Genomic DNA, 23919 nt, shown 5'->3' on the forward strand with positions numbered 1-23919 from the left:
TTCCTTAAAAATTATTAATTAGATCCGTCAATAATAACTGGTGGATCTTCATCTCCTTCGCCATTCTTTCTCAATTTAAATCCAGTCAAATCCAAAAGGTAATCTGGAATATCATTAGTACTTTTAAATGTATGGATATTAATAGTTTTGGTTTGGATTAATGTTCCTGCATTTACCAATTTAATTTCGAAATTAAACTTTTCCCCTTTTGCTAAATTTAGATTGTCTAAAGTGGCTTCTAAATTGATAACTCCTGTCTTTGCATCAAGCACGACTCCTTCATTTGAAGTTTCAAATTGTCCGGTTAACTGACCAGTAATAGAAGGGCTTAACAACTTATTGTCGCCTGATTCGAAAGCGGTGGTCTTATACGAAAAATCAGCAGAAGGGATTATTTCTTCCTCTGTACACGATGAAAGAAAAATCAGAAAAGAGAAGATAACTCCGTAAAAACGTAGTATTTTTTTGTTCATGATCGTAAGAGTTTGTTTAGTTTAGTTTGTTTGTCAGGTCTACGATCACAAACAATGCAAAATTATATTCCAAGCTACATTAGCCCGCCCCACACAAAGCCTATATATCCTTTCTATTTACTACTATTTTATACTTTTTTTTCATTTTTTATTAAAAAAAGTACTTAAGCATGGTTATATTTTTTTTGTTGGCTCCCACTAAATAATTGAACTCATTAATTCTTCATTGGCAGACATCAAACAAACAATTTTTATTCTTTCAAAACCAGCTATGGGTGTCTGCATTTAGAATTAATCTGAAGTTCCAATCACGTTAATCATTTTATAACTTTAATTTCTACATCTATGTCTGATAACAGAACAGGTTCCATTGAAAAAGCAATAGAATCCCCACAGCCAGCCCTTGATCCTTCTGGCATTATGCAGGTTGGAATGGGTTTTTGGGCTTCAAAAACCTTACTTACTGCTGTAAAAGCTGGTGTTTTTACTATCATTTCTGAAAGCAAAAGTCTTTCAGGAAAAGAAATCCAGGCCAAACTTGGATGGCATGACAGAGGGGTTTATGACCTTTTAGATACCCTTGTTGCTCTAAAATTTTTAACCAAAGAAGGTTTAAAAGAAACAGCAGTTTACAGCAACACACCAGAAACAGATTTTTTCCTTGATAAAAATAAGCAGGCCTACATTGGTGGTATCCTGGAAATGGCCAACGACAGGTTATACAAATTCTGGGCTGATCTGGACGAAGCTATGGTTACAGGAAAGGCACAAAACGAAATTAAACACACGGGTAAATCCATGTTCGAAAGTGTTTATGCCGAACCAGAAAGATTGAAGTTGTTTGTGAATGGCATGACTGGTATCTCAAGAGGGAATTTCACTTCCTTTGCACAAAAATTTGACTTCTCTAAATATAAGACAATGTGTGATATGGGCGGTGCTGTTGGTCTTTTATCATGCCTTGTGGCTGAGCATAACCCTCATATGCAATGTACTTCTTTCGATCTACCAAAAGTAGAACCAATCGCGCAAGAGTTTATTAAGGAAAACAACATGGAAGGAAAAGTTGAAACCATGGCCGGAGATTTCTTTAATAATGAATTCCCAAAAGCAGATGTCATTACCATGGGTATGATTCTTCATGACTGGAATTTGGAAGACAAGAAAAAACTTATCAAAAAAGCATATAATGCCTTACCCGAAGGCGGTGCATTTGTAGCCATAGAAAATATCATTGATGACGAAAGACAAGAAAATGCTTTTGGTTTGATGATGTCTTTGAATATGCTTATCGAATTTGGCGATGCATTTGATTTCACTGGAGCTGATTTTGATTCGTGGATAAAAGAGGCCGGGTTTAAATCCAGCGAGAAAATTCATTTAGCAGGCCCTTGCTCTGCAGTTATTGCTTATAAATAAAGATATTGATTGCAAAATCTATATAAAAAAACTAACGATTACTATCAGAACGTGATGTAGAAACTGGAAGGGTATAACAAGTCGATTGGCTTGTTTTCCCTCACCAGGGCTTTTCACGACTATAAATTGTACTTTTCGAAATATTTATTTTCAAATATTCAGCACCTTATTTTTAAAGTTGCCACTATTTAATCTAACAATTACACTTTCCAGAAAACTATTTCAAAAAAGTATTTTTAATCTGAAACAGCCAATTAAGTTATGACCACTAAAGCACCCTCAATAGAAAAAATCTTACCAGCCATCGAAGATTTTCTCCCGCTTTTAGGAGTAGATTATATCGAAATGTACGTAAGTAATGCCAAACAGGCAGCTCATTATTATCAATCAGCTTTTGGATTTCAACCATTGGCTTATTGCGGCCTAGAAACAGGTATTAAAGACAGACAATCCTATGTGGTTTGTCAGGGAAATATTAAACTAGTGCTTACCAGCCCGCTAGGCAATAATCAGGAAATCGGAAAACACATAGAAGAGAAGGGAGATGCAGTAAAGGTTGTTGGGCTAACTGTAGAAAATGCCAACAAATCTTATAATGAAACCGTATTAAGAGGGGCAAAACCCTATTTAAATCTGGTAACAGAAAATGACCAGAATGGTGAAGTAAAAAGAGCAGGAATCCATACTTATGGTCAAACAGTACATATGTTTGTAGAAAGAAAGAATTACAATGGAATATTTCTTCCTGGCTTCGAAAAATGGGAATCAAATTACCAACCTGCTGAAATTGGGTTCAAAGATGTGGACCATATTGTTGGAAATGTGGGATGGGGCGAAATGAATAAATGGGTAGATTTTTATGCCAATGTTTTGGGATTCTATCAATTGATTTCCTTCGATGACAATGAAATTTCTACAGATTACACTGCTTTAATGAGCAAGGTAATGGTGAACGGGAATAAAAAAATCAAATTCCCTATCAATGAGCCTGCCGAAGGAAAGAAAAAATCACAAGTAGAAGAATACCTTAATTTCAATGGAGGCGCTGGTGTGCAGCATATTGCCATCACTACCGACAATATCATTGAAACTGTGACAAGCCTTAGAAAAAGAGGTGTTGAGTTTTTGACAGTCCCCAAAACTTATTATGATACTGTCTATGAAAGAGTTGGGGAAATTGATGAAGAACTGGCTGCTATAAGAGACCTGGGAATTTTGGTGGATAGAGATGAAGATGGTTACCTGTTACAAATCTTCACCAAACCGCTAGGCCCAAGACCAACCCTATTTTTTGAAATTATTCAAAGAAAAGGAGCACAGTCATTTGGTAAGGGAAATTTTAAAGCGCTATTTGAATCAATTGAAAGAGAGCAGGAATTAAGAGGAACATTATAATTCCTGTTCAAAAGCAATTCTAAAAATATATTCTGAAACTATAATATAAACATTGGACTATCCTGATTCTTCCTGATAGCTAATGTAAATATTTTACGTCCATCAACAGTTATGACTTTTTTCAATAATTTATTAAGACTGGGAAGACTGAAGTTTTTGATCTACAGCTCTATGTCTTATACTTTCGGAATGACAATTTGTCTTTCCCTTGGCTACACTGAGTTGAGCCTTTATAATTATATCTTAGGTTTAGTTGCGGTTTGGTGCATTCACTTAATGACTCATTACTGCAATGAATACTATGATTTAGAAGCCGATAAAGCAAATTTATCATTCACCAAATGGACAGGAGGAAGCAGAGTATTGGTGGAAGGGAAAATAAAACCAGAAACAAGTATTGGATTAGGGTACATGCTATTATTCTTAGGGATTGTACTAGCCATGTTCATGCCTAATAAATCAGCTAGCTGGATTGTAATTGGCGGACTATTTTTTGGATGGTTTTACACTGCCCCTCCTTTCAAATTTAATTACGTAGGTCTTGGTGAATTTGCTGTGGCCATTACCCTTGTACTGTTGGTTCCTTCTATTGGTTTTGCTATTCAGGCTGGAGAAGTCCTTACTCCCATATTAATTATTTTACTGCCTGCTTTTATTATCCAGTACAACAGAATGATGATCATGAATCTTTCTGACCATGACGGAGATGTAATAGTTGGGAAAAAGACAGTTGTGGTTGCACTAGGTCCTGAAAAAGCCATAAAAATTTATGGGATTGGACATGTAATCGCCTATTCTCTTCTTCTTCCCATGTGGTTATTATGGGATATTCCCGGTGAAATAGTTGGTGCAATTGCCCTGACCATTCCCATTTCTATTTGGCAATACAGACGGATAAAAAGAGGAGGATATAGGGAGAAGGACACTGCAAACAGTATTGTTTTTTGGGCTTCCACTCACAGTATTTTGATTATTATTACTGCCTATGTTGGGCTTATTCTTCATATGGAATTAAGTGAGCAGTTTTCACTTTTGGCATTTGATCAGGTAAACATTTTATTTAAATTATGTGCTATTCCTCCAGTGCTTTATTTTATCATCCTTTTTAAGCAAATCAGGATGAATGAATTTGGAAAAGGTAATCAAGGAAAAAGCCAGCTTGAAGAAAGAGAAGAAATGGAAAAATCACCTGTGGCTGCCTAGTTCATTGCACCATAAGGTAAGGTATAATCAACAAGTTAAAAACTTGTTAGTTAGTTGGTTAGTTAAAAAGCAAAATCAACAAATGATTTACTTCTTTTAGAAGCAAATCATTTTTTTTTATCCCTTAAAAAATATAAAACCAAATTATACAATGAGGTTTAAGAATTCTCGTTTCGTATTTGATTTTTAAAAATAATCCAATTTAAATATTAATTATGAGCACATTTAAAACACCTTTCGCAAAATTTGAAATTGACGCTTCGACTAAAACCTTAAACATGGAGTGGCAGCCTAATACTAAAAATATGGGAGATGAAGGTTTTAAAGAAACTTTAACTGCAGTAATTGAGGCAGTAGAGAAAGAAGGGCTTAACAAAATCTTTGTTGATGCTAGACAATACTTTCATACCTTAATTCCTGAATTACAATCATGGCATGACAATACCATTGTACCAAGATATATAAAAGCTGATGTAAGAAGAATTGCTTTTGTAATGCCGGAAGATTTCTTTAACCAGGTTGCAATTGAGCAGACTTTTGAGGAAGATACTGCTGTTTCTTCTCTTCAAACCCAATATTTTGGATCAGAAAGTGAGGCCAAAGGATGGCTAAATGTTGCTGTAGCTGCATAAAACACCTAATGCCTAAATTAAAAAAAGGACTTTGAGCAATCAAAGTCCTTTTTTGTATTCAATAAAAACAAAAGGCTTATTTGCCTGAAATCATTTCAAAGCTTTTACTGATGAATGCAGTTAAATTGGCTCCAGTTAATAATCCCTGAGACAATAAGCCAAGATCATAAGCCTGCTTCGCCAAAGCTTTTTGATCCTCTTCTCCTTCCGTTTTCAGGATTTTATCAATCAAAGGATGATTCCCATTAATGGTTACGGTTTGTGAGTTTGGCATTGCTCCGAACATATTCATTCCCTGCATTTCAGACATCTCCTGCATTCTTCTCATAAACTCAGGAACCGTAATAGTTACAGGAGCTTCATCTACTCCCATGCCGAGTACCTCTGGTTCCAGTTTCTCATCTCCAATCGCTTTTTTGAAGATTTCTTTCACCTTTCCTTCGTCATCTTTACTCAATACTGACTCGAGTTTATCATCCTTCTCTACTAATTTATTCACGACCTCTGAGTCAACTCTTTTCAGAGTTACATTTTCCAGCTTTTGCTCTAATACACCAATAAAATGAGTATCAATAATTTCATCAAACTTAAGGATATCATAATCCTTTTTCTTTGCAGCCTGGATATAAGAATCCTGCTTTCCAGGTTCAGTGGTGTAAATAATTACTCTTTTCTTATCCTTATCAGTCTGATTTGCTTCTATTTTAGCCAGGTATTCTTCGAAAGTAAAAAACTCATTACCAAGGTTTTTAAGTAACCCGAATCCTTTTGCTCTATCATAAAATTTCTCATCACTGATCATTCCGTACTTCACAAACAATCCGATGCTTTCCCATTTTTGCTGATAAGACTCTCTGTCATTTTTGAATAAATCGCCCAGTTTATCCGCTACTTTTCTGGTAATGTAGCTATTAATTTTCTTTACATTACTGTCAGCCTGAAGGTAGCTTCTGGATACATTCAAAGGAATATCTGGGGAATCTATCACCCCATGCATCAGGGTTAAAAATTCAGGAACAATTTCCTTTACTTCATCAGTAATGAATACCTGCCGGGAATAAAGCTGGATTTTATCTTTATGTTGGGTAATATCCTGTCTTACTTTTGGAAAGTAAAGAATTCCTGTCAGATTAAATGGATAATCCACATTCAGGTGAATCCAGAACAATGGGTCTTCTGACATTGGATAAAGTGTCTTGTAAAATTCAAGATAATCTTCATCCTTCAGGTCATTTGGAGATTTTGTCCAAATAGGTTCAGTTTTATTGATTACCTTTTCATCAAATTCTACTTCAATTGGAAGGAATTTACCATATTTTTCGAGAATTTGCTGAATTTTAAATTTCTCTAAATATTCCTTTGACTCTTCATTAATATACAGGATAATATCAGTACCTCTCTCCTTCTTTTCAGTTTCTGTAATTGAGAAACTTGTGGTTCCATCACATTCCCATTTAGCTGCTGCCGCTCCTTCCTGATAGGATTTAGTTACGATTTCAATTTTTTCCGCAACCATAAAACCTGAATAAAAACCCAATCCAAATTTTCCAATAATCTGGTTGGCATCATCTATTCCTTTGAACTTTTCTACAAACTCTGTAGCTCCGGAAAAAGCAACCTGGTTGATGTATTTCTTTATTTCCTCTCCCGTCATTCCAATACCTTTATCGCTTATGGTAATGGTTTTGGCTTTTTCATCTACTGATACTTTTATTTTTACATCGCCTACTTCCTCCTTATACTCCCCGATAGAGGCTAATTTTTGGATTTTTTGGGTTGCATCAACAGCATTTGAAACCAGTTCCCTTAAAAAGATGTCATGATCGGAATACAAAAACTTTTTAATAATGGGAAAAATATTCTCGGTATTTACCGAAATCGTTCCTTTTTCTTCCATTTCCTTTTTATAAATTTTTATGTTGTAAATTTAAAAGTGTCTTATACAGAAATTGAGTTGACCAATTACTATTCCAGCACAAATTTCCTGTTATTTTGTCAGTAAATTGTCTGCCTTCGAATAAAAAGCTACCAAAGGCAGGAAATAATGACCTGAAACTTTATTCACCTTTTTTAAGTAATAAAACCACTAGGATTGAGACTAACTACATATCTTTAGAAGACTAAAGATTGACTAATATCTAACTAAACCGGACTGTGATGATAAATCAGCAACTAAAATTCAAATTTTTGGATATGAAGTATTGTATCCAATATAAGTACACCTCAGATAGTGCAATGGATTTTCATTTTATCATTTCCTTTGGCGGTGATGTTGTTTTTACAAGAAAGGAAAGATTGACTATTTGGGGGAAACTAAAAGGTAATGAGCCTAAAACCTCCGTAATAAAAAGAGAGAATTTTAGCCTGAATTATGGGTTAAAGCAAGTGAAATGGTATGACCTTGAGACACAGAAAAGGGTAAGTATTGAGGAAGAAATAAAACTGAATCAGATTAAAAATGAACAAATAGACAAACGCTTATTATCAAAGGCGGAATTATTGAGGGTAAACGGTACCAGCCTGGTTGGCAAAGGTGAAACATTCCCACTCCAGCATTTGGAGATTTGTCTGGATGATTATTCTTTGGAAATTTAATTTTGCGGAATAAACCTCAAGCCTATTTCTTCCCTCCAATCCTGTTAAAATATGCCATCAAATATTCATTATCAGGCTTAAACATATATTCCTTTTGTTCAATAATTAATTCGTCTTCCTTTTCAACCATATCATAAACAAAAACAAACTCAGCCTTTTCATCACCCTGCCAACCATTAAACTGACCAAACCTTAAATCATTAATCATCAACCTATCACCAGATTTTTCAACCGTATAATAATTCTTGGTGATTTCTATTAATCGCTTCAATTTTGGATTTTCCTTGTAGGGATTTAGCAGGTGATGGTTATTCTCTAAAAAGGTAAATTCAATCTCCTTTTGATTGTCAAGTAGAGAATAGAACCCAGAATAATACCCCTCTTTGGTTTTGGCTGTTACCGACCATAAAATGGAATTAAATGGAGTTGGTTTAGAGATATATGATTCGTATTTAATCCCCTGGCTGGCAAAATTTTCCTCAAATACTTTATTAGCAATATTCTTATTAAGAACAGTGACCATCAGGTAAAATGAACTCAACCCTATTCCAATATAATTTAATTTTGTCCGGACTTTGCTTTCCTTCTTTTTGAAGGCAGCCCAAATGAGCAATACTGCAAATGGTACGGTATATAAAGGATCAATTACAAATACGCTGTAGAAGGCTACTCCATAATTACTAAATGGGAAAAATAACTGGGTCCCCCAAGTAGTAAAAGAATCAAGTGCAATATGCGTGACAAACCCCAAAAAAAACAACAATGTCCAGTCTTTAAAATTGGCTTTTCCATTGGGATAAATTTTAAGTAAAAGCCAGGCAAATAAAGGACTAAATAAAAATGCAAAAAGAAAGGAATGGGTAAATCCTCTATGGTTGCTGAGGTATTGTACAGAATCCTGAAAGGGTGCAAGCATAACATCCAAATCGGGAATGGTTCCTGCAATGGCACCCCAAACCATTGCCTTATTTCCAATTTTTCTTCCACAAACTGCTTCTCCTACGGCAGCTCCAAGCACAATTTGAGTAACAGAATCCATTCAGATAGTATAATTTTTACGGAAGTTGGAAATTAATGGCAATATCTGGCCATTTTACTTTTTACTAAATCCGGTTCAAAATTATAAACTTCTTCCCAATTGCTGCAAGCATTTTGAATGTTTCCCAGTTTTTGTTCACAATCAGCTTTTAATAACCATACATCCGCATTTTTGGGTTTAAGGAATGCCGCCCAACTGCAATCTTTTATAGCATCCTCCAAATTTCCCAATTGTTTATTCAGACTTGCTCTCCCATAAAAAATATCGAAATGAATTTTATTCAAGTTAGTAGGTTCAATTATCATTGGATAGGCTTTACCGTACCTCCTTTCATAAAAAGAAATGACAAGATTCTTGGAATGATCGAAAAATGGCATAGCTTCTTCATATTTCTGCTGTTTGTAAAAGAAAATCTTTCCAATTTCACACCATGCTCTAAAATCTTCCGGCTCTTTATTAATAATGATTTTAAGCTTATCAATTGCTTTTTCAAATTGATTTTGTTGCTTATAGCAAAGTGCTACCTTGTATTCAAATTCGGTTTCAAAAACAGTTTCAAAATCCTCTAGAATTAAATAATATTTCAAAGCATTTTGATAATCTTCGGTCTGAAAACTTGATTCAGCCCGTTTATTTAATTCTGAAATTACCTTTTCTCTTATTCCCCGGAATTCGTCATCGGAAGGTTGGCCTGCAATCAGTGTATCTATTTCTTTAAGTGTCGCTCTAAAATCCTCCTTTTTATAATAATCCTCTACAATTTCCAGCTGGAGCTTCCGCTGAGCAGCCAATTCCTCCATCAATTTTTCCTTAAGATAAATATTTACTGCCATATAAATACCTACAATGGCTAATAAGGTAATTATTAAAATTGAACCAATAGCAATCCCTTCCTTTTCAGCCTTTTCCCTGTCATATCCTTTATAATTTTTGGCATATCCCTTTGAATGAGTTCTTTGGTAGTAGGCATTTTTATAACTTTTTGAATACGTGGAGTTATTAAAGTCAGTATATGTTGTGGTTGCCTGAAACTGGTAATAATTTCTAAGTAAATCGTATTGCGCTCTTTGTTGTGGGTCTGAAAGAATTTGATAAGCATTGTTAACCTGCTTAAACTTTTCTTCTGCAGCCTTGTTTCCACCAGTTTTATCAGGATGATACATAACTGCCAGCTTTTTGTAAGCTGATTTTATTTCCTGCTGAGTAGAATTCTCACTTAAACCTAATATTTTATAATAATTGTCTATCATTAATTATTAACCTAAATTCTTTGCTGAGAAGAATACATGAACCGGTTGATTCCCAAAGTTCTATTATGAAATTATAATTTCTTTGTGTGACTGCCAATTTTGATGTAAGATTAGCTCAAAAATTAATCCTTTATTGGTCTCTTATTAAAACAGTTATGACTAATTAAGTGTTTTTTTTAGGATTCTGGCATTTTAATAACCATTTCCACTATTTTTTGCATGTAAGTTTTTTAAATGATCCTTGCATTTTAATTCTCTAATTAAAAGATTAATTTCTCAGAATTAGACAATTGATAAATGCCTTCAACCATACAGGAAAACAGAAAAGTCAAAGCAAATGACTTTAACATAAAAGCCTGACTATACTTGACAGTCAGGCTTTTTAAATACTATTGCTATTATTTAATTAGAAACAACCCGTCTTTACTTCACTATTTTTCACACCAACATACACCTAAAATTAATTTGGATTGAATTCTAAATAATTGGTTAATGTTATCAGTTTATGATTGACATTTTTATGCTCATCACCTTTTTACCATGAATTAATCTTGCAGTGTAAATACCTGTTTGTAAATTAGAAATATTCATTGGGTATTGATAAGTACCTCCTTCCAAAATTTCATCCACCACCGTAGCTACTTTTCTTCCGTTCATATCGAAAACTTCTAAAACCGTTCTTTGCTCAGTATCAATTGAGAAACTTAAAGTTGTTTTATTTCTGGCAGGATTTGGATGGTTTTGGTAAAGTACCACCTCAGATCCAACGTTTACAGCTTTTATTTCAGAATTAGTAGTATTCCCATCCTTATCTACCTGCACCAATTGATAATAATGAACCTCTCCGGGAGAAATTCCTATTTCATCTAAATAGTAATAATTATTTATTCTGCCAGAGTTGCCCTTGCCAACCAATTCAGGATTTTCATCATAATGGGCAATAACTTCAAAATTATTACTATTTCCAATTGATCTTTTCAGGATGAATCCAGCATTCCCAGTTTCATTTGCTGTTTTCCATGTCAGGTCAACACCTTCATCCTTAATATACCTGGCATTAAATTCAACCAGGGTTACTGGCAGAGGATTAATTGGATGGTAATCCGCAAAAGTGAATGGACTAAATTCGGAAATTTGGTCTGAAGTCACCGCATTTCCTGAAATATTTGAAGCTCCTTTATCCTGCCATATAGCATCTCCACTGTCCCATCTTGATACTAGTAAACTTGCAGGATTTACAACCTCTGACTTAGGATTTTGGTAATATAGGGTAACTTTAGCAGAGGCTGTAGTCACTTCCCTATCCAACATCCAATATTCTTTTCTACTCACATGGTGAATAGTCGTATCCTTATTTAACCAAGTATAAGACCCCTCAGGACTAATTGGGAAATATTGGCCCACAAAGGCGGTAGTAGCATCCCCACCAGTAATATCACTCACACCAACAGGGTTATAATAAGTTCCGGAACCATCGCCAACCGGCATAGTAAAATCAGAGGTTCCTATTTTCCTCACTGGTCCTACTACATGGCTATTGATTCCTGCCCCTGAATGAGTTGCACCATCTTCAAAAATCACCTCTTCTTCAGTTACTGCATCCGTAGCGACTGTAATCATATTTACATACCCATCGGTAAAAGTAAACTCTCCGTTGGTCGATCCTTCAATGGTTAAATCATCCTGTAAAGTAACCCCATTCGAATTATTCAATTCCACATCATGAAATTTGGAGGTACCAGAAGTTATATCCTGATTGGCATTTCCATCGAATTCCACTTTCCCTAACCTGGGAGTAAATGTTGAATTATTCGTCCAGTTACCTGCCAGGTTAATATTAAAATTACTACCTGAGCCTGCATCTAATATATTGTTATTTTCGATTGTTAAATTACCATTTATATCCATATTTCCAGTCAATGTCTTGGTTGGAGACCCAACGGCACTGGTTATTATAACATCACCATAAGAAGATGGAGTACCAGAGACATCCTGATCAATTCCGGAATTAAAGTAAACAATACTATTTACATCAATTGATATATTTCCTGAAGTATAATTGGTTGGGAATAATGTGGCTACGGTATTTGTTCCCAGTCTTAATTCAGAATCTTCCTCCATAGTTAAAGATCCAGTGGCATTCCCCACTATTTGAATACCATTATCATCCAATTCATTTCTTCCCCCGATTTGGATATCACCATAAACATTTACGTCAGTTCCGGAATTATAAGATTGAAGATACTTTCTTATTGTAGAACCTGTCTCATTCAAATCTTCCTCATTTATCGCTAAAACAAGCTTGCCATAAGGGAAATCTGCATTTATTAGTTGACTTGTCCCGGCTCCGTACCAGATAGCACTCTGAGTTGGATGAATTTCCTGAGTATTTGTTCCAGAATTGAGGACGGTCCATCCTCTGGGCAATTCTGTTGCATCATTGGTATCTCCACCAAAGGCTCCAGTTCCTAAAATAATTCTTGCTTCTCCACCTATGGCATAAACACCTCCCTGTTGACCCATTTCTATATATTTCCCCGCATTGGATGGACCATTGATCTGAGTACCCAAATCTCTAAATGTAGTCCAGTTATAAACGATCAAATTACCCTGAATTTTCACCTCATCCGTATTAGTAGCATTCAAATCTTTATAAACCACACTTGTTGTAGAATTAGATATTTCTAAATTACCATAGCCCTGCCCATAAGGATCAATTCCTGTTCCATCTCCGGGAGCAATAGAAATTAATTGATCAGCATCAGCCGAATAATTTACAGTACTATTTTCATTCAAGGCAATATTAGTTGATACAAAATTAGATGGGAATTGAGTAGCATCAGAGCCATCTCCAATATTAAGTTGTCCTCCACTAGCCATTGCCATAATTCCAGTTGCATTTCCAGTAATTTGGAACCCTTTATCGAAGACATTATTTAATGTATTAATATTCAAGTCTCCATCAATAGATATAACAGCCTCAAGCTCCTTATTTACTATTCCTCCAGCTGTTGGGTTAGTAAAAGTTAAATCACCGTATGAAAATCCACCTGCAACTATCTGTGGAATAGAGGTATTATCATCACCAGCATTATAAATAACCTCACTGGCATCATCCAGCTGAATAAATGAATTAGTTTTTGTAAATAAAAGCGGGAATTCAGTGGCATCAACCACTCCTGAGGTTCCTATTGTCAATTGAGAATTGGCGGCCATAGAAAATATTCCGGTAGCATTTCCGGTAATTTGGTTGGCATCATCATTCAAATGATTCAGAACATTAACTACCAGATCACCATCAACTGTTATAGGGTTATCTAATATTTTCTCTACCAAACCACCTGCATTCGGATTGGTAAGGGTTAAGTGCCCATAATCAAATCCACCACTTATTACTTGTGGTAATGTACCTGCAGCTCCATCTCCAGCATTGTAAATCACTTCACTTTCATCATCTAAAAGAATATTGGTATTATTCCTTGGAAATAACGTAGGAAATAATGTCGAAGTCGTACCATTTCCAATTTCCAAATTAGCATATGGGTTCATCGTAAAAGTGCCAGTCACGTTTCCAATAATTTGAAAACCGTTATCCTTAAAGGTTAAATCCTGATCACTATCTACCGCTTCAATATCCAGATTACCATTTACAGTAATACTTCCCTGCATTACTTTGTTTGTTGAAACTGATGTACTCCAACTATCAATGATTAAATGACCATAACCTAATGCGGCAACTTCCTGGTCTGCATCTTCCCTGTTGGACGTATATACAACCGTACTTGTTGGTGTAGACAATTCATTCAGGTTAACAGTAGCAAATGAGGTTGGGAAGGTTGTATTGCCACTGGAAGTTGATGTACCACCAAGAGTAAGTCTTGCATCTCCGGCAACAGTTAGTATGTTTCCTCCCTCAATTTGATAGCCATCGTCTACTAAGTTATTATTTATATTTATCGTTAAATCTCCTCTAACACTGGTCAAACCATCAAGAGTTTTATCTATTAAGGAAGGCGAACCGGCAGAATTAGTTAAAGTTAAATGACCGTATTCCATTTCTGGGTTTAATCCACCTGCATCATTTAAACTTTTTATTGTTTGAGCTACTCCTGCATTATAAATTACCTCACTATTTGCATCTAAATTAAAATCATCAAAATTTGCAGGAAAAACTGTAGCAGTAGTGCCATTACCAATCGTAATTTTAGAACTATCTGCCAATTGAATTAATCCTCCAGCGGCATTTCCATTAATCTGAAAACCATCATCAATCAGGTTATTATACTCACCTATGTAAAGATCACCTCTTACTTTCAGGTTATCACCACCATTTCTCGGTAAGGGAGAAGCCACCAAAGTTTTTGAGACTATTCCATTAGTATGGGCCAGTGAATCAAAATTCAGAATCATTAAATTTCCATAGCTTTCATTGGAAGCATCACCATTATCCAATCGCCTAATATCTTGAGAAGCAGCCCCGGATCCATAAATTACAGTAGAGGCCTCATCAACAAATACTCTATTCCTGTGAAATGTTGGGAAGGTGGTAGCGGTGCTGGCAGATCCAATGGTAAGAATTGTATTTGCTTCCATTTCCAGTTGATGCTGCCCATCATTACTTCCTTCTGCTGAAATTTGATTTCCGCCATCCCAAATGTTGTTATAAGCATTAATGTCTAAATCCCTTCTGATAAAAGTTGCAGCATCAAAGGTTTTTAAGACCATACTCGGTGAAGCAGCAGGGTTAGTAAATTGCAAATAACCATAACTTCCATTTCCTGCACCTCCATCATCAATTCCCTTTACTGTCTGATCAACTCCAGCATTATAAATCACCCTGGAATCAATATTGAAATCATATTCAGGGAATTCAGGCATAATAGTACCTGTAGCTTCTACTCCTATTCTAAACCGTCCGTCTCCTTCAATTATAAATTTAGTCCCGGTATTTGCATTTCCAGAAACCTGAAAGCCCTCGTCAAAAAACCTGGTATTATCCTGAATAGTTAATGAACCATTAATAGTAATAGCATCTTCAAGTAATTTCGCCCTATTATCATTATCACTTCCATTCGACATCACTACATTACCATAAGAAAACGGACCATAAACGTTTTGTTCGCCAGCATCTTTGAAATGAACAACACTTGAATTTGAAATAGAATAGGAGGCAAAAGTATTAGGAAATTCAGTAGCCACATCATTTCGGGTATCATCACCAATAACTAATGTTCCTTTATTTCCGATAGTCAGTGTACCAGCACCATTTCCATCTATCTGCCAGGGGCCATTGGTACTTTCGTCACTATCCCAAAGTCTTCCTGTTGATATAATTAAATCATTTTCAACCACAATAGGATAATTGACACACCTTAAATCATCCAAAGAGTCCCCTTTTTGCACATATAGGTTATAAAAGCTCTCATTATTTGAAACAATATTTTTATCGCTAACCCATCCATCAAAAATTACTGTATTGTTATTATGAATATAATATCCTTCGTCCTCCACGATCCAATTTCCTTCAATTGTAATAGTCTGACCATTGGCGTCAAGGTACCCAATTTCCAGGTTCAAATCAGCATCATATACATCAGTAGTATCACCATCATTCATATCAATTGGATCATTTATTAACCAGTTATATGGATTTGAGGATGAAGGATAACTTGAAGTAAAATAAACATTACCATTAAAATGGATTGTATCATTATCCGTATTGGTAATATCGTATTTGGTACTCTCCACAGTGATAAATTCAATATTACCAAGGAAATTATTATCCAGATTATTGTTAATCGTAAAATCCTCAAAAATCTGAAGCCTGTTAAGGGCATCACCCTCAAAGCTTGGAGAATTTGCTCCGGTATTTGTTGTATGACTAAAGGTAAAATCACCGCAAGCCGCATTTGCAGCATCTATTACTACAGACTGACCTGCACCATCAAATGAATTGTTATCAAATACTACAGCATCAATCGGGTTTGGGATACAGCCAGCAGGAGCTCCTCCTGAAGTATTAGACCAGTTATTTGCATTACTCCAATTGGAATTGGCCGCACCTCCACCCGGAGGAACAGTTCCTCCATTTCCGATCCAATAAAAGGTCATAGGAGTTCTTTCTGCATCCAAATAAATAGTAACATCTTCATCATAACTTCCATGACCGCTTTCGATTACATTTGGGTCAGTTGTAATTAATGAAGGATCATCTCCATTTAAATTATCAAGATTCACACCTTCTCTAATGGTTAATGGAAAATTTCCAGCACTAGTTGGCCCTAAAACCGTAAGATCCTGAGCCACAATACCTCTCCACTCTGGAGCAGTATTCCCTCCATTATCTACAAATTGGATAATAGCTGTGGTTCCTGGTAAACTTGACCTGACGATTTGCCATTCATCACAATCCACACTTGCTACAAATGACTCATTAATTACAGTATTTCCATCTGTAGATAATTCTATGGTATTAAATGAAGTCGTTGTGAAGTTCTCGATAGCATTATCATCATTATCAAAAGTAATAAAGCTTCCTGTTGCCAGTAAAATATCTTCAAATACTCCATCTCTTCCACTGGCTCCATTATAAAAAGATGTTGAACTACGTTCTCCAAGACTCAACAATAAATTAGGAGTCGCATCTTCGAAATAAACATCCCTATAGAAAGAATTATCACTGTCTGCTCCTAGTGTAACATCATCATGAAATACAACACTACCATTATTAGTTAGATTAAAATTAGTGGTTGAAGCAGTTCCTGTAATTAATGTACTTTCAAACTCGGCATATCTATCGAAACTAACAGTGGAACTTGCACCCGTAGTGACTGCACTTCTGAAAAATGTAGAATCTGAATAGTTGTTAAATTGAACGCTGGCACCACTTCCAATATCTACCAATCCGTCAAAAATGGCTCTTCTATTTACAATAAATTGATTTGCATTAGCCCCTATAGTTACATCTCCTTTAAACCATGAAAGTTCGTGAGAGCCATCAATCCCTATATTTGCCACAGGAGCACTACCAGTAGTAAAGTTCCCTGCAAAGGTTATGGTTTCTTTACTCCTCAAATCAAGGTTATCCCCAAAGGTAACATTTCCGGCAAAATAAGTAGATGATGTTCCCCTTCCTGCTTCCGAGAACTCAATCACAGCATCATCACCCACCATAAACTCTCCCATAAATAAGGTAGAATCCCCATTGAATATGGAGGTTTCACTATCATCATTATCTCTGAATGAAACAACTGATCCATCCCCCAAGGTGACATCATCCTCAAATATATATTGGTAGTGGAACTGGACAGCATCAGTTGCGCTTGAAGTTCCATTGATTGTCACTGGTCCTTTAAAAGTCATTTCAGTATGGAAATCACCTGTACTTCCTGTCCCTGCCGTAAATGAATCTGCAAATTCCAGGGTTGAGGCTCGGAAATTAAAATTACAATCATTACCAAATACTACAGTGCCATTGATATAATTGCCAGACCTCGAGCTTTCAAAGTAAAAATTAGTATTATCTGCTATGGAAATATTCTCTATAGTTTTTGTTGCCCTTCTATATGAAGTACCTGTTTCGTCAATAAATAGTCTCCCCCCTGTAGCTGTCTTCGTAATGTTTCGGAATGTTATTGTTCCAGAATTGGCCACATCAGGATTTTCACCTGACCTCACCCTAATTGTATTGGCATAAGTTCCTGTAGGAGATTCAAAAAGCAAGTTTGGAATGGTAATATCAAATGTATCCACTTCTAAGGTGTAATCACTTGACGACCTGCTGAACGTAAATTGGGAATTAGGATCTGATGTCAAGGAAAAATTATTCCCGGCACTTCTTAAATCTAATACAGTAGAACTTCCAGTCATCTCTATCTCAGAATCTCCTAATACCAAAGACCTGGTTAAATCTGTACTACCATTATTATAAGCATCAAACCTCAAGCAATTTAGTATTTCCCCATTGGTATTTAATTCGCCTTGGTACAAATCCACTTCATTATCTACTGTTAATTCATCCTGTAAAATCCATTGCCCACCAGCACCATTAAAAATAAGATCATCATTTTCAAAACTCACTCCATTTGAAGTAATCGTTTCTCCAGTAGTCGTTGCAGTAAAGAATATATCATCATCTCCAGAGATGGTCATTGACTGGTCAGAAAGTAAAACAGAACCTGAGATAGTCAAATCATAATCTACATTTAGGGTAGGATTATTGGTCACTCCAGTTCCAGCTCCACTAGTCCATGTCATGTCATGACAAGACGCATTATCATAATTAACATGGACCGTTAAGTTAGTACCATCACTAAAGGAATTATGATCAAATATCACATTATCTTCAGGACCTGGAATACAACTTCCAAAAGAACCTCCTGAGGTGGTTGACCAGTTAGCTGGATTATTCCAATTATCTGAAATTCCTGAAGCATTGAGATAAGAAGGTTTTGAGTTTCCTGAGGTTCCTCCAATCCAGTAAAGGGTTGCTACAGTTCCAGTATTATTAAATGAAGTTCCTGAGTTATTTCCCATATCAGCCCCGTCATTTATGGTAACAGTGTTACCCGTAAAATTCATCCCTCTTAAAATTACACCTGACCATACCTGTGCATTGGAAAAATTCACAATGGCATTACTATTATAGGTGCTCAGGTTTTTAATGTAAAAGAAATCAGCACAATCTGCGGCATTTATAGTAACCGTACCTGTAATATTAGAGGTTGCATCATTCCTAAATTGAACAGTATTTCCCCCGCTTAAGGTAAAGTCCCGAAGGGTATTAGTTCCAGCATTATTGTCAAAAATAATATCAGTATTATTCCCACCGGTCAATAAAGGCGGATTTCCAGGGTCTGGAAGATTGAATGTTAATTGCTGTTCAAATTCGATATCATTATCATCTCCAAAGGTTACATCATCATCAAAAACTGTTGTTCCACCGGATTCAGCAAATTTCATTCGGACCCCATCTTCTGTGGATAGGGTACCTTCAAAATCTGAACTATACACAAATCTAATATGGGAATTTGCCCTAACAACCACTGGAGCATCACTTGAAAAATTATTTGTTGATCCTTCAAAGTCTATTGACCAATCTGTAGAGGCCGAACTAAGGAAAACCGTGTCCCCGGAAAAAGTATTAGTACCATGAAATTGGACCGCATTATCATTATTTGCTGTTCCTAATATTATTAACCCTCCCTGAAAATCCGTAGAATTTCTAAAATCAATTTCATTACCATTATCTCCAATTATAAAGCTCCCTTTAAAAGTAGATGTTGTTCCCCTAAAATCTATATCAATGGCATTATCCCCAAAAACAATATTTCCTTCAGAGGTCACACTGCCTGCATTTTCATTCACCATAAAATCAACACCATCCCCAAAGGTAAGATCTCCATTAAAAGTAATATCCCGATTCGATTCGAAATAAACATCGTCTCCACAGACTACATCATCATTGAAAGTCGTACTTGTACCTGAATTATTCCTATCTGTAAATCTTATTCTGGTATTATCCTCTGCCGTAAAAGTCCCATTAAAAACATCTGTTTCTCGGAAGGAAACTCTTGAATTGGCTCTTATAATTACAGGAGCAGTCGCATCAAAAGTATCATTACAACCATCTTCAAATGTGATCCCAAAGTCAGAAGTTCCGGTGGTAAAATCTACAGTTCCTCCAGAGAAAGTGTTGGTACCATAAAACTGAACAGCATCATTATTATCTGCCGTCCCCTGAATTAATAATCCCGCCTGAAAATCAGTTGTATTCCTAAAATCTATTTCAGTTCCTCCATCCCCAATAGTAAAAGTTCCTTTAAAAACTGAAGTGGTTCCCTGAAAGTCTATGTCAATGGCATTGTCCCCAAAAAGGACATCTCCTTCCACAACAACTCCTCCTCCCCCATCATTGACCATAAAATCCGCTCCTTCCCCAAAAGTAAGATTTCCATTAAAGGTGATATCTCGATTGGATTCAAAATGAACATCATTTCCACAAATTACATTATCATTGAAAGTTGTGCTAGATCCACCATTATTTCTTTCAGTAAACCTAACCCTGGCATTATCTTCAGCGGTAAATGTTCCATTAAAAACATCTGTTTCTCTAAATGAAACTCGAGCTCCTGATCTTAAAATTACCGGAGATGTCGCATCAAAAATATTTGATGAATTATTTTCAAATACAACTCCAAAATCAGTAGTACCTGTGGTAAAATCAATAGTTCCTCCCGAAAAAGTATTGTTACCATACAATTGGATTGCTCCATAGTTATTTGCTGTCCCCTGAATTAATAACCCCGCCTGAAAATCTGTATCATCATGAAAATCAATTCCAGTTCCTCCATCTGCAATGGTCACTAATTGTTCGAATACAGCATCTCTGTCAAAAACAAATCTTGTAGCATTTTCTCCGATATTCACCAATCCCTGAAAAAGAGCACTTCCACTTCCGTTATTATTGATGATCACGTCAGCTCCTGTGCCGGTTGTAAAATCCGCTTCAAATGTGGTGTTTCCATCACTCTCATTTGCCCTAAAAAGTGCATTATCACCAAAAGTAACATCACCTCCAAAAATTATTTCCCTATAGGCATATACACTGGTATTATCCGCAAAATTGATTGGTGAAGCACCATTAAAAGTAGTAACAAGACCAGAAGAATTACTTTGGGTAAATGTGACAAATGATCCAAAATTGGCTCCGGCATTAAATACATCATTACCATAAAACCTTGAAGAAGCATCGCTTACTAAATCTACTAACCCATTAAAAGTACAGTCATCATAAAACCTTCCCCTCGGATCTGTGCCAACAAAATTCACTATTCCATTAAAAGTACTATTATAAAATCGAACTCTATCTGTGTCCTGTGTTGGCCCTGTAACCGTAACATTTCCATTAAAAATATTACTATTGTAAAAATGGGCATTTACACTAGATGAAGTTATTGAACCAATATTTACATTTGAATGAAATACATTATTTGCTCCATTAAAAAATATTTCAGAATCAGTCCCTGTATTAACTTCTCCATTTATCACCACATTATTGACAAAACGCAGGCTTTTCCCATCTAACAGGGTTATATTATTAAAGGTGTAAACTGCTGAATTATCCCCATTTCTAAATTCAAGCCTATTTCCTCCAAGTGTTCCTGCATTACCAATTATATTGTAAAATGTCCTGTCATTGGTACCTAATTCTACATAAGAACTTCCTGTATTTGTAAACTCGATGGTAGATGTACCTGCATCAAAAGTTAATAAATTTCCCGTACTTCTTATATCCAGTACTTCATTTCCTGAATTGGTTAGGGTAACATAGGAAGAGCCCAGGATTAAGGCTCTAGTTTCATCTGATGCATAGTTAGCATCCAATTCCAGAGCGGTAAAATTTTGATCATTGGTATTTAAAGTTCCCCCTCGTAGATAAACATGTGAGCTTGATGAAAACTCATCTAATAATTTCCAAGATCCTGCAGTATTATAAAACAATAAATATTGTAAAAAGCCCTGTCCTGCCGAAGTAATTGTAAAATCACCAGAACCTAGAAAAAATACCTGATCATTATAGTTCCAAGTCATTCCAGCCTCTAATGTCAATGAACCATAAATACTCAAATAATTTCCTCCGGTTCTCTGAAATGTTGGGCTGTTTGTCACTCCTGTCCAGGTCATGGATTTACATACAGGATTGTTAGCATCAATAGTTACAGTGTTATTCGATCCATCAAAAGAATTGAGGTCAAAAACTACATCCTGTGTGGCTGTAGGTTGCCCAGCACCACCTGCTCCTCCTGAAGTATTAGACCAGCAATCACCATCATTCCAGGTGCCATCACATCCTCCACCTGTTCCTACCCAATACAAAATATTTCCGGTACAACTACTTGATGCAGTAATATTGGTTACATTAGAGATATCTCCTCTGTCAATTGTAATCGTACCAGCCCCATTTTCATTAATATCCTGAACAGTCACCCCATCCCAGGTTGGACTTCCTGCAAGGGTAAGATAAGCCTGAGATCCCCCATTTACTGAATTGACAGTAACAGGGGTAGAACAGGTTGATGAAATGCTAAAAGTGCCACTAATAGAAGTTGCATTTCCAACCCCATCAGGAAAGCTTAAACTTGACCCACTCCCTGAAACGCTATTTACTATTAAATTGGAAATCGAGTTTGAAACGGCATTATCAAAAGAAACCACACTGCTGTGGTTTACTGTAATGTCTTGAAAAGTGTGAGAAGATGCCCCCCCAAAACTAATGGTGCTATTTGCCCCTAAATCCAAATCCGCTCCTGCACCAAAAGTAACCTGGCCATCAAAATCATACGTTCCAGAATTACCATTCGAATTTAAATTAACTTCATCATTGAAATTTACTGGGCCAAGGAAAGTATTTGTATTCCCTCCTGACACACCGATATTTACACTACCATTAAAGGTGGAAGTACTTGAACCTGAAAATTCAAAATCACTTACATCAGTTGCTGTTAATTGGTTAAAAGTATGTGTGTCAGAATTTAAATTATTAATGGTAATGGCTGCTCCAGCACCACTAAAAGTTAAATTATTTAAGACTCTGGAGACCGGCCCCAATTCCACCGCTATGTTTCCAGTATTAGTCAAGTCGATTGTGGAAGTCCCTGCATCAAAGGTGAAATTACTCCCACTTAAATCTAAATCAGTTCCCGCTCCACTTCCAGTGATGGTAATGTTGGAAGCTCCAAGTACCATTGCCCTGGTTTGAGTATTGTCCTCATCTGCATTTATTTTAAATGCCTGAACAGTTTGGTCATTGGTATCAAAAGTACCAGACAAAACATTAATCCATCTAGAATTTAAATTATCAGTTAAAGTAAATACTGCTGTACTAGCAAAGGTTTCATCACCAATTCTAACATTATGCAAATATGTGCCCTCGGTAGAAATAGTTGGAGTTCCTGATGTGGCAGAAAAAATAAACTCAACTGCAGCATCAGCTGGTGAAGGACTTACTGTAATGCCATCCAGAATTGCCAGTGAGCCATGAATTGATAAATCCAAGCCTGTGCTTATGGCAAACACCGGATCATCCGCGTCATCCGTCCAGCTCATATTTAAACATGCTCCAATAGCATTTAGAGTCACCGTTTTATCTGCATTGCTTGGAAATGAATGTTCATTAAACACAACACTCCTGGTAGCATCGGGGATTAAAGCTGAAGGATTATTAAAAGAACCATCACTGTTTAAACTCCAATGAGTATCATCAGTCCAATTTCCACTTCCTCCAACCCAATAAAGGGTTTGACCAAATAAAGATTGTGAAAACAATAATAGTACAAAACCAATAAGTTTAATTCTTGTAGAATTACTCATATTTTACTTAAAAATTAATTTTTTAATATCAAATAAGATGGTAGATCTGAGCCTGATCTTAAAAAGGTGAAATTCAATAGTAATTTTATCCTATTAAATACGATTTAGATTTTCAGGAATTGTCTTATTAATATCCGGATAGGAAAGCATAAGCGATTATGCGTTCTATTTACCTTCTATCTTAAGTAAGGTTATGGACAGAATTAAAAAAAGTATCTTAAAATAATAAAATTAAACATAATAATAGTCCAATTTACAAACATTCTCCACTTTGTTATTTAAGAATCGGAGATATTCTTATGATTTACCTTAAGTAACTTTATGGACAAATTTTCCATTCTAACAATCCTTAATAATTGACAATAAGGATTGATGACTTTCCTTTTGATTAAATTCCATAAAATTTCTAAAAGACTGATAATTTTTCTTAAAAATCTCTATATTTATTTATACTTAGTCTAAATAGTTTTTATATATTTGCCTCGAATTTGTTAATCTATTCATAATGATATTCAAAATTTTGCCTAAAAAATGACGAATCA

General features: G+C 35.7%; 10 protein-coding genes. 5 read left to right on the plus strand and 5 right to left on the minus strand.

Annotated elements, in window-relative coordinates:
- Positions 1-14 precede the first annotated feature (14 nt).
- A complete protein-coding gene (locus A3EM_RS0128225) occupies positions 15-473 on the minus strand; it encodes a hypothetical protein (protein ID WP_157638128.1) in 459 nt (152 codons plus the stop codon).
- Positions 474-818: 345 nt separating this feature from the next.
- Here A3EM_RS0128225 and A3EM_RS0128230 point away from each other — a divergent pair, with 345 nt between their 5' ends.
- The 4 genes from A3EM_RS0128230 (at position 819) to A3EM_RS46355 (ending at position 5122) form a co-directional block, all read left to right on the plus strand.
- Complete coding sequence (locus A3EM_RS0128230) at positions 819-1892, plus strand: methyltransferase (protein ID WP_020531615.1); 1074 nt, start codon at positions 819-821, stop codon at positions 1890-1892.
- Between the two features lie 261 nt (positions 1893-2153).
- The gene (gene hppD, locus A3EM_RS0128235) at positions 2154-3287 is read left to right on the plus strand and encodes a 4-hydroxyphenylpyruvate dioxygenase (protein WP_020531616.1); all 1134 of its coding nucleotides are present in this window, start codon (positions 2154-2156) and stop codon (positions 3285-3287) included.
- Positions 3288-3458: 171 nt separating this feature from the next.
- Positions 3459-4490 (plus strand): prenyltransferase, encoded by a 1032-nt coding sequence (locus tag A3EM_RS43860; protein ID WP_169513416.1) that lies wholly within the window; start codon positions 3459-3461, stop codon positions 4488-4490.
- A gap of 215 nt (positions 4491-4705) precedes the next feature.
- Positions 4706-5122: an STAS/SEC14 domain-containing protein gene (locus tag A3EM_RS46355; RefSeq protein WP_020531618.1), complete on the plus strand. Its 417-nt coding sequence runs from the start codon at positions 4706-4708 to the stop codon at positions 5120-5122.
- A gap of 76 nt (positions 5123-5198) precedes the next feature.
- Here A3EM_RS46355 and htpG read toward each other — a convergent pair whose 3' ends face one another.
- On the minus strand, positions 5199-7019 hold the full coding sequence (htpG, locus tag A3EM_RS0128250; RefSeq protein ID WP_020531619.1) for a molecular chaperone HtpG: 1821 nt from the start codon (positions 7017-7019) through the stop codon (positions 5199-5201).
- Between the two features lie 296 nt (positions 7020-7315).
- Between htpG and A3EM_RS0128255 the strand changes: the two genes are divergently transcribed.
- Complete coding sequence (locus A3EM_RS0128255) at positions 7316-7717, plus strand: hypothetical protein (RefSeq protein ID WP_044239992.1); 402 nt, start codon at positions 7316-7318, stop codon at positions 7715-7717.
- Between the two features lie 22 nt (positions 7718-7739).
- Here A3EM_RS0128255 and A3EM_RS0128260 read toward each other — a convergent pair whose 3' ends face one another.
- The 3 genes from A3EM_RS0128260 to A3EM_RS0128270 form a co-directional block, all read right to left on the minus strand.
- On the minus strand, positions 7740-8756 hold the full coding sequence (locus A3EM_RS0128260; RefSeq protein WP_020531621.1) for a metal-dependent hydrolase: 1017 nt from the start codon (positions 8754-8756) through the stop codon (positions 7740-7742).
- Positions 8757-8788: 32 nt separating this feature from the next.
- Entirely contained in the window at positions 8789-10006 is a 1218-nt protein-coding gene (locus A3EM_RS46360; protein WP_020531622.1) for a J domain-containing protein, read from the minus strand.
- Between the two features lie 498 nt (positions 10007-10504).
- Positions 10505-23377: a T9SS type A sorting domain-containing protein gene (locus tag A3EM_RS0128270; protein ID WP_020531623.1), complete on the minus strand. Its 12873-nt coding sequence runs from the start codon at positions 23375-23377 to the stop codon at positions 10505-10507.
- Positions 23378-23919 lie beyond the last annotated feature (542 nt).

This window comes from Flexithrix dorotheae DSM 6795 (assembly GCF_000379765.1).
GTDB classification, from domain to species: domain Bacteria; phylum Bacteroidota; class Bacteroidia; order Cytophagales; family Flammeovirgaceae; genus Flexithrix; species Flexithrix dorotheae.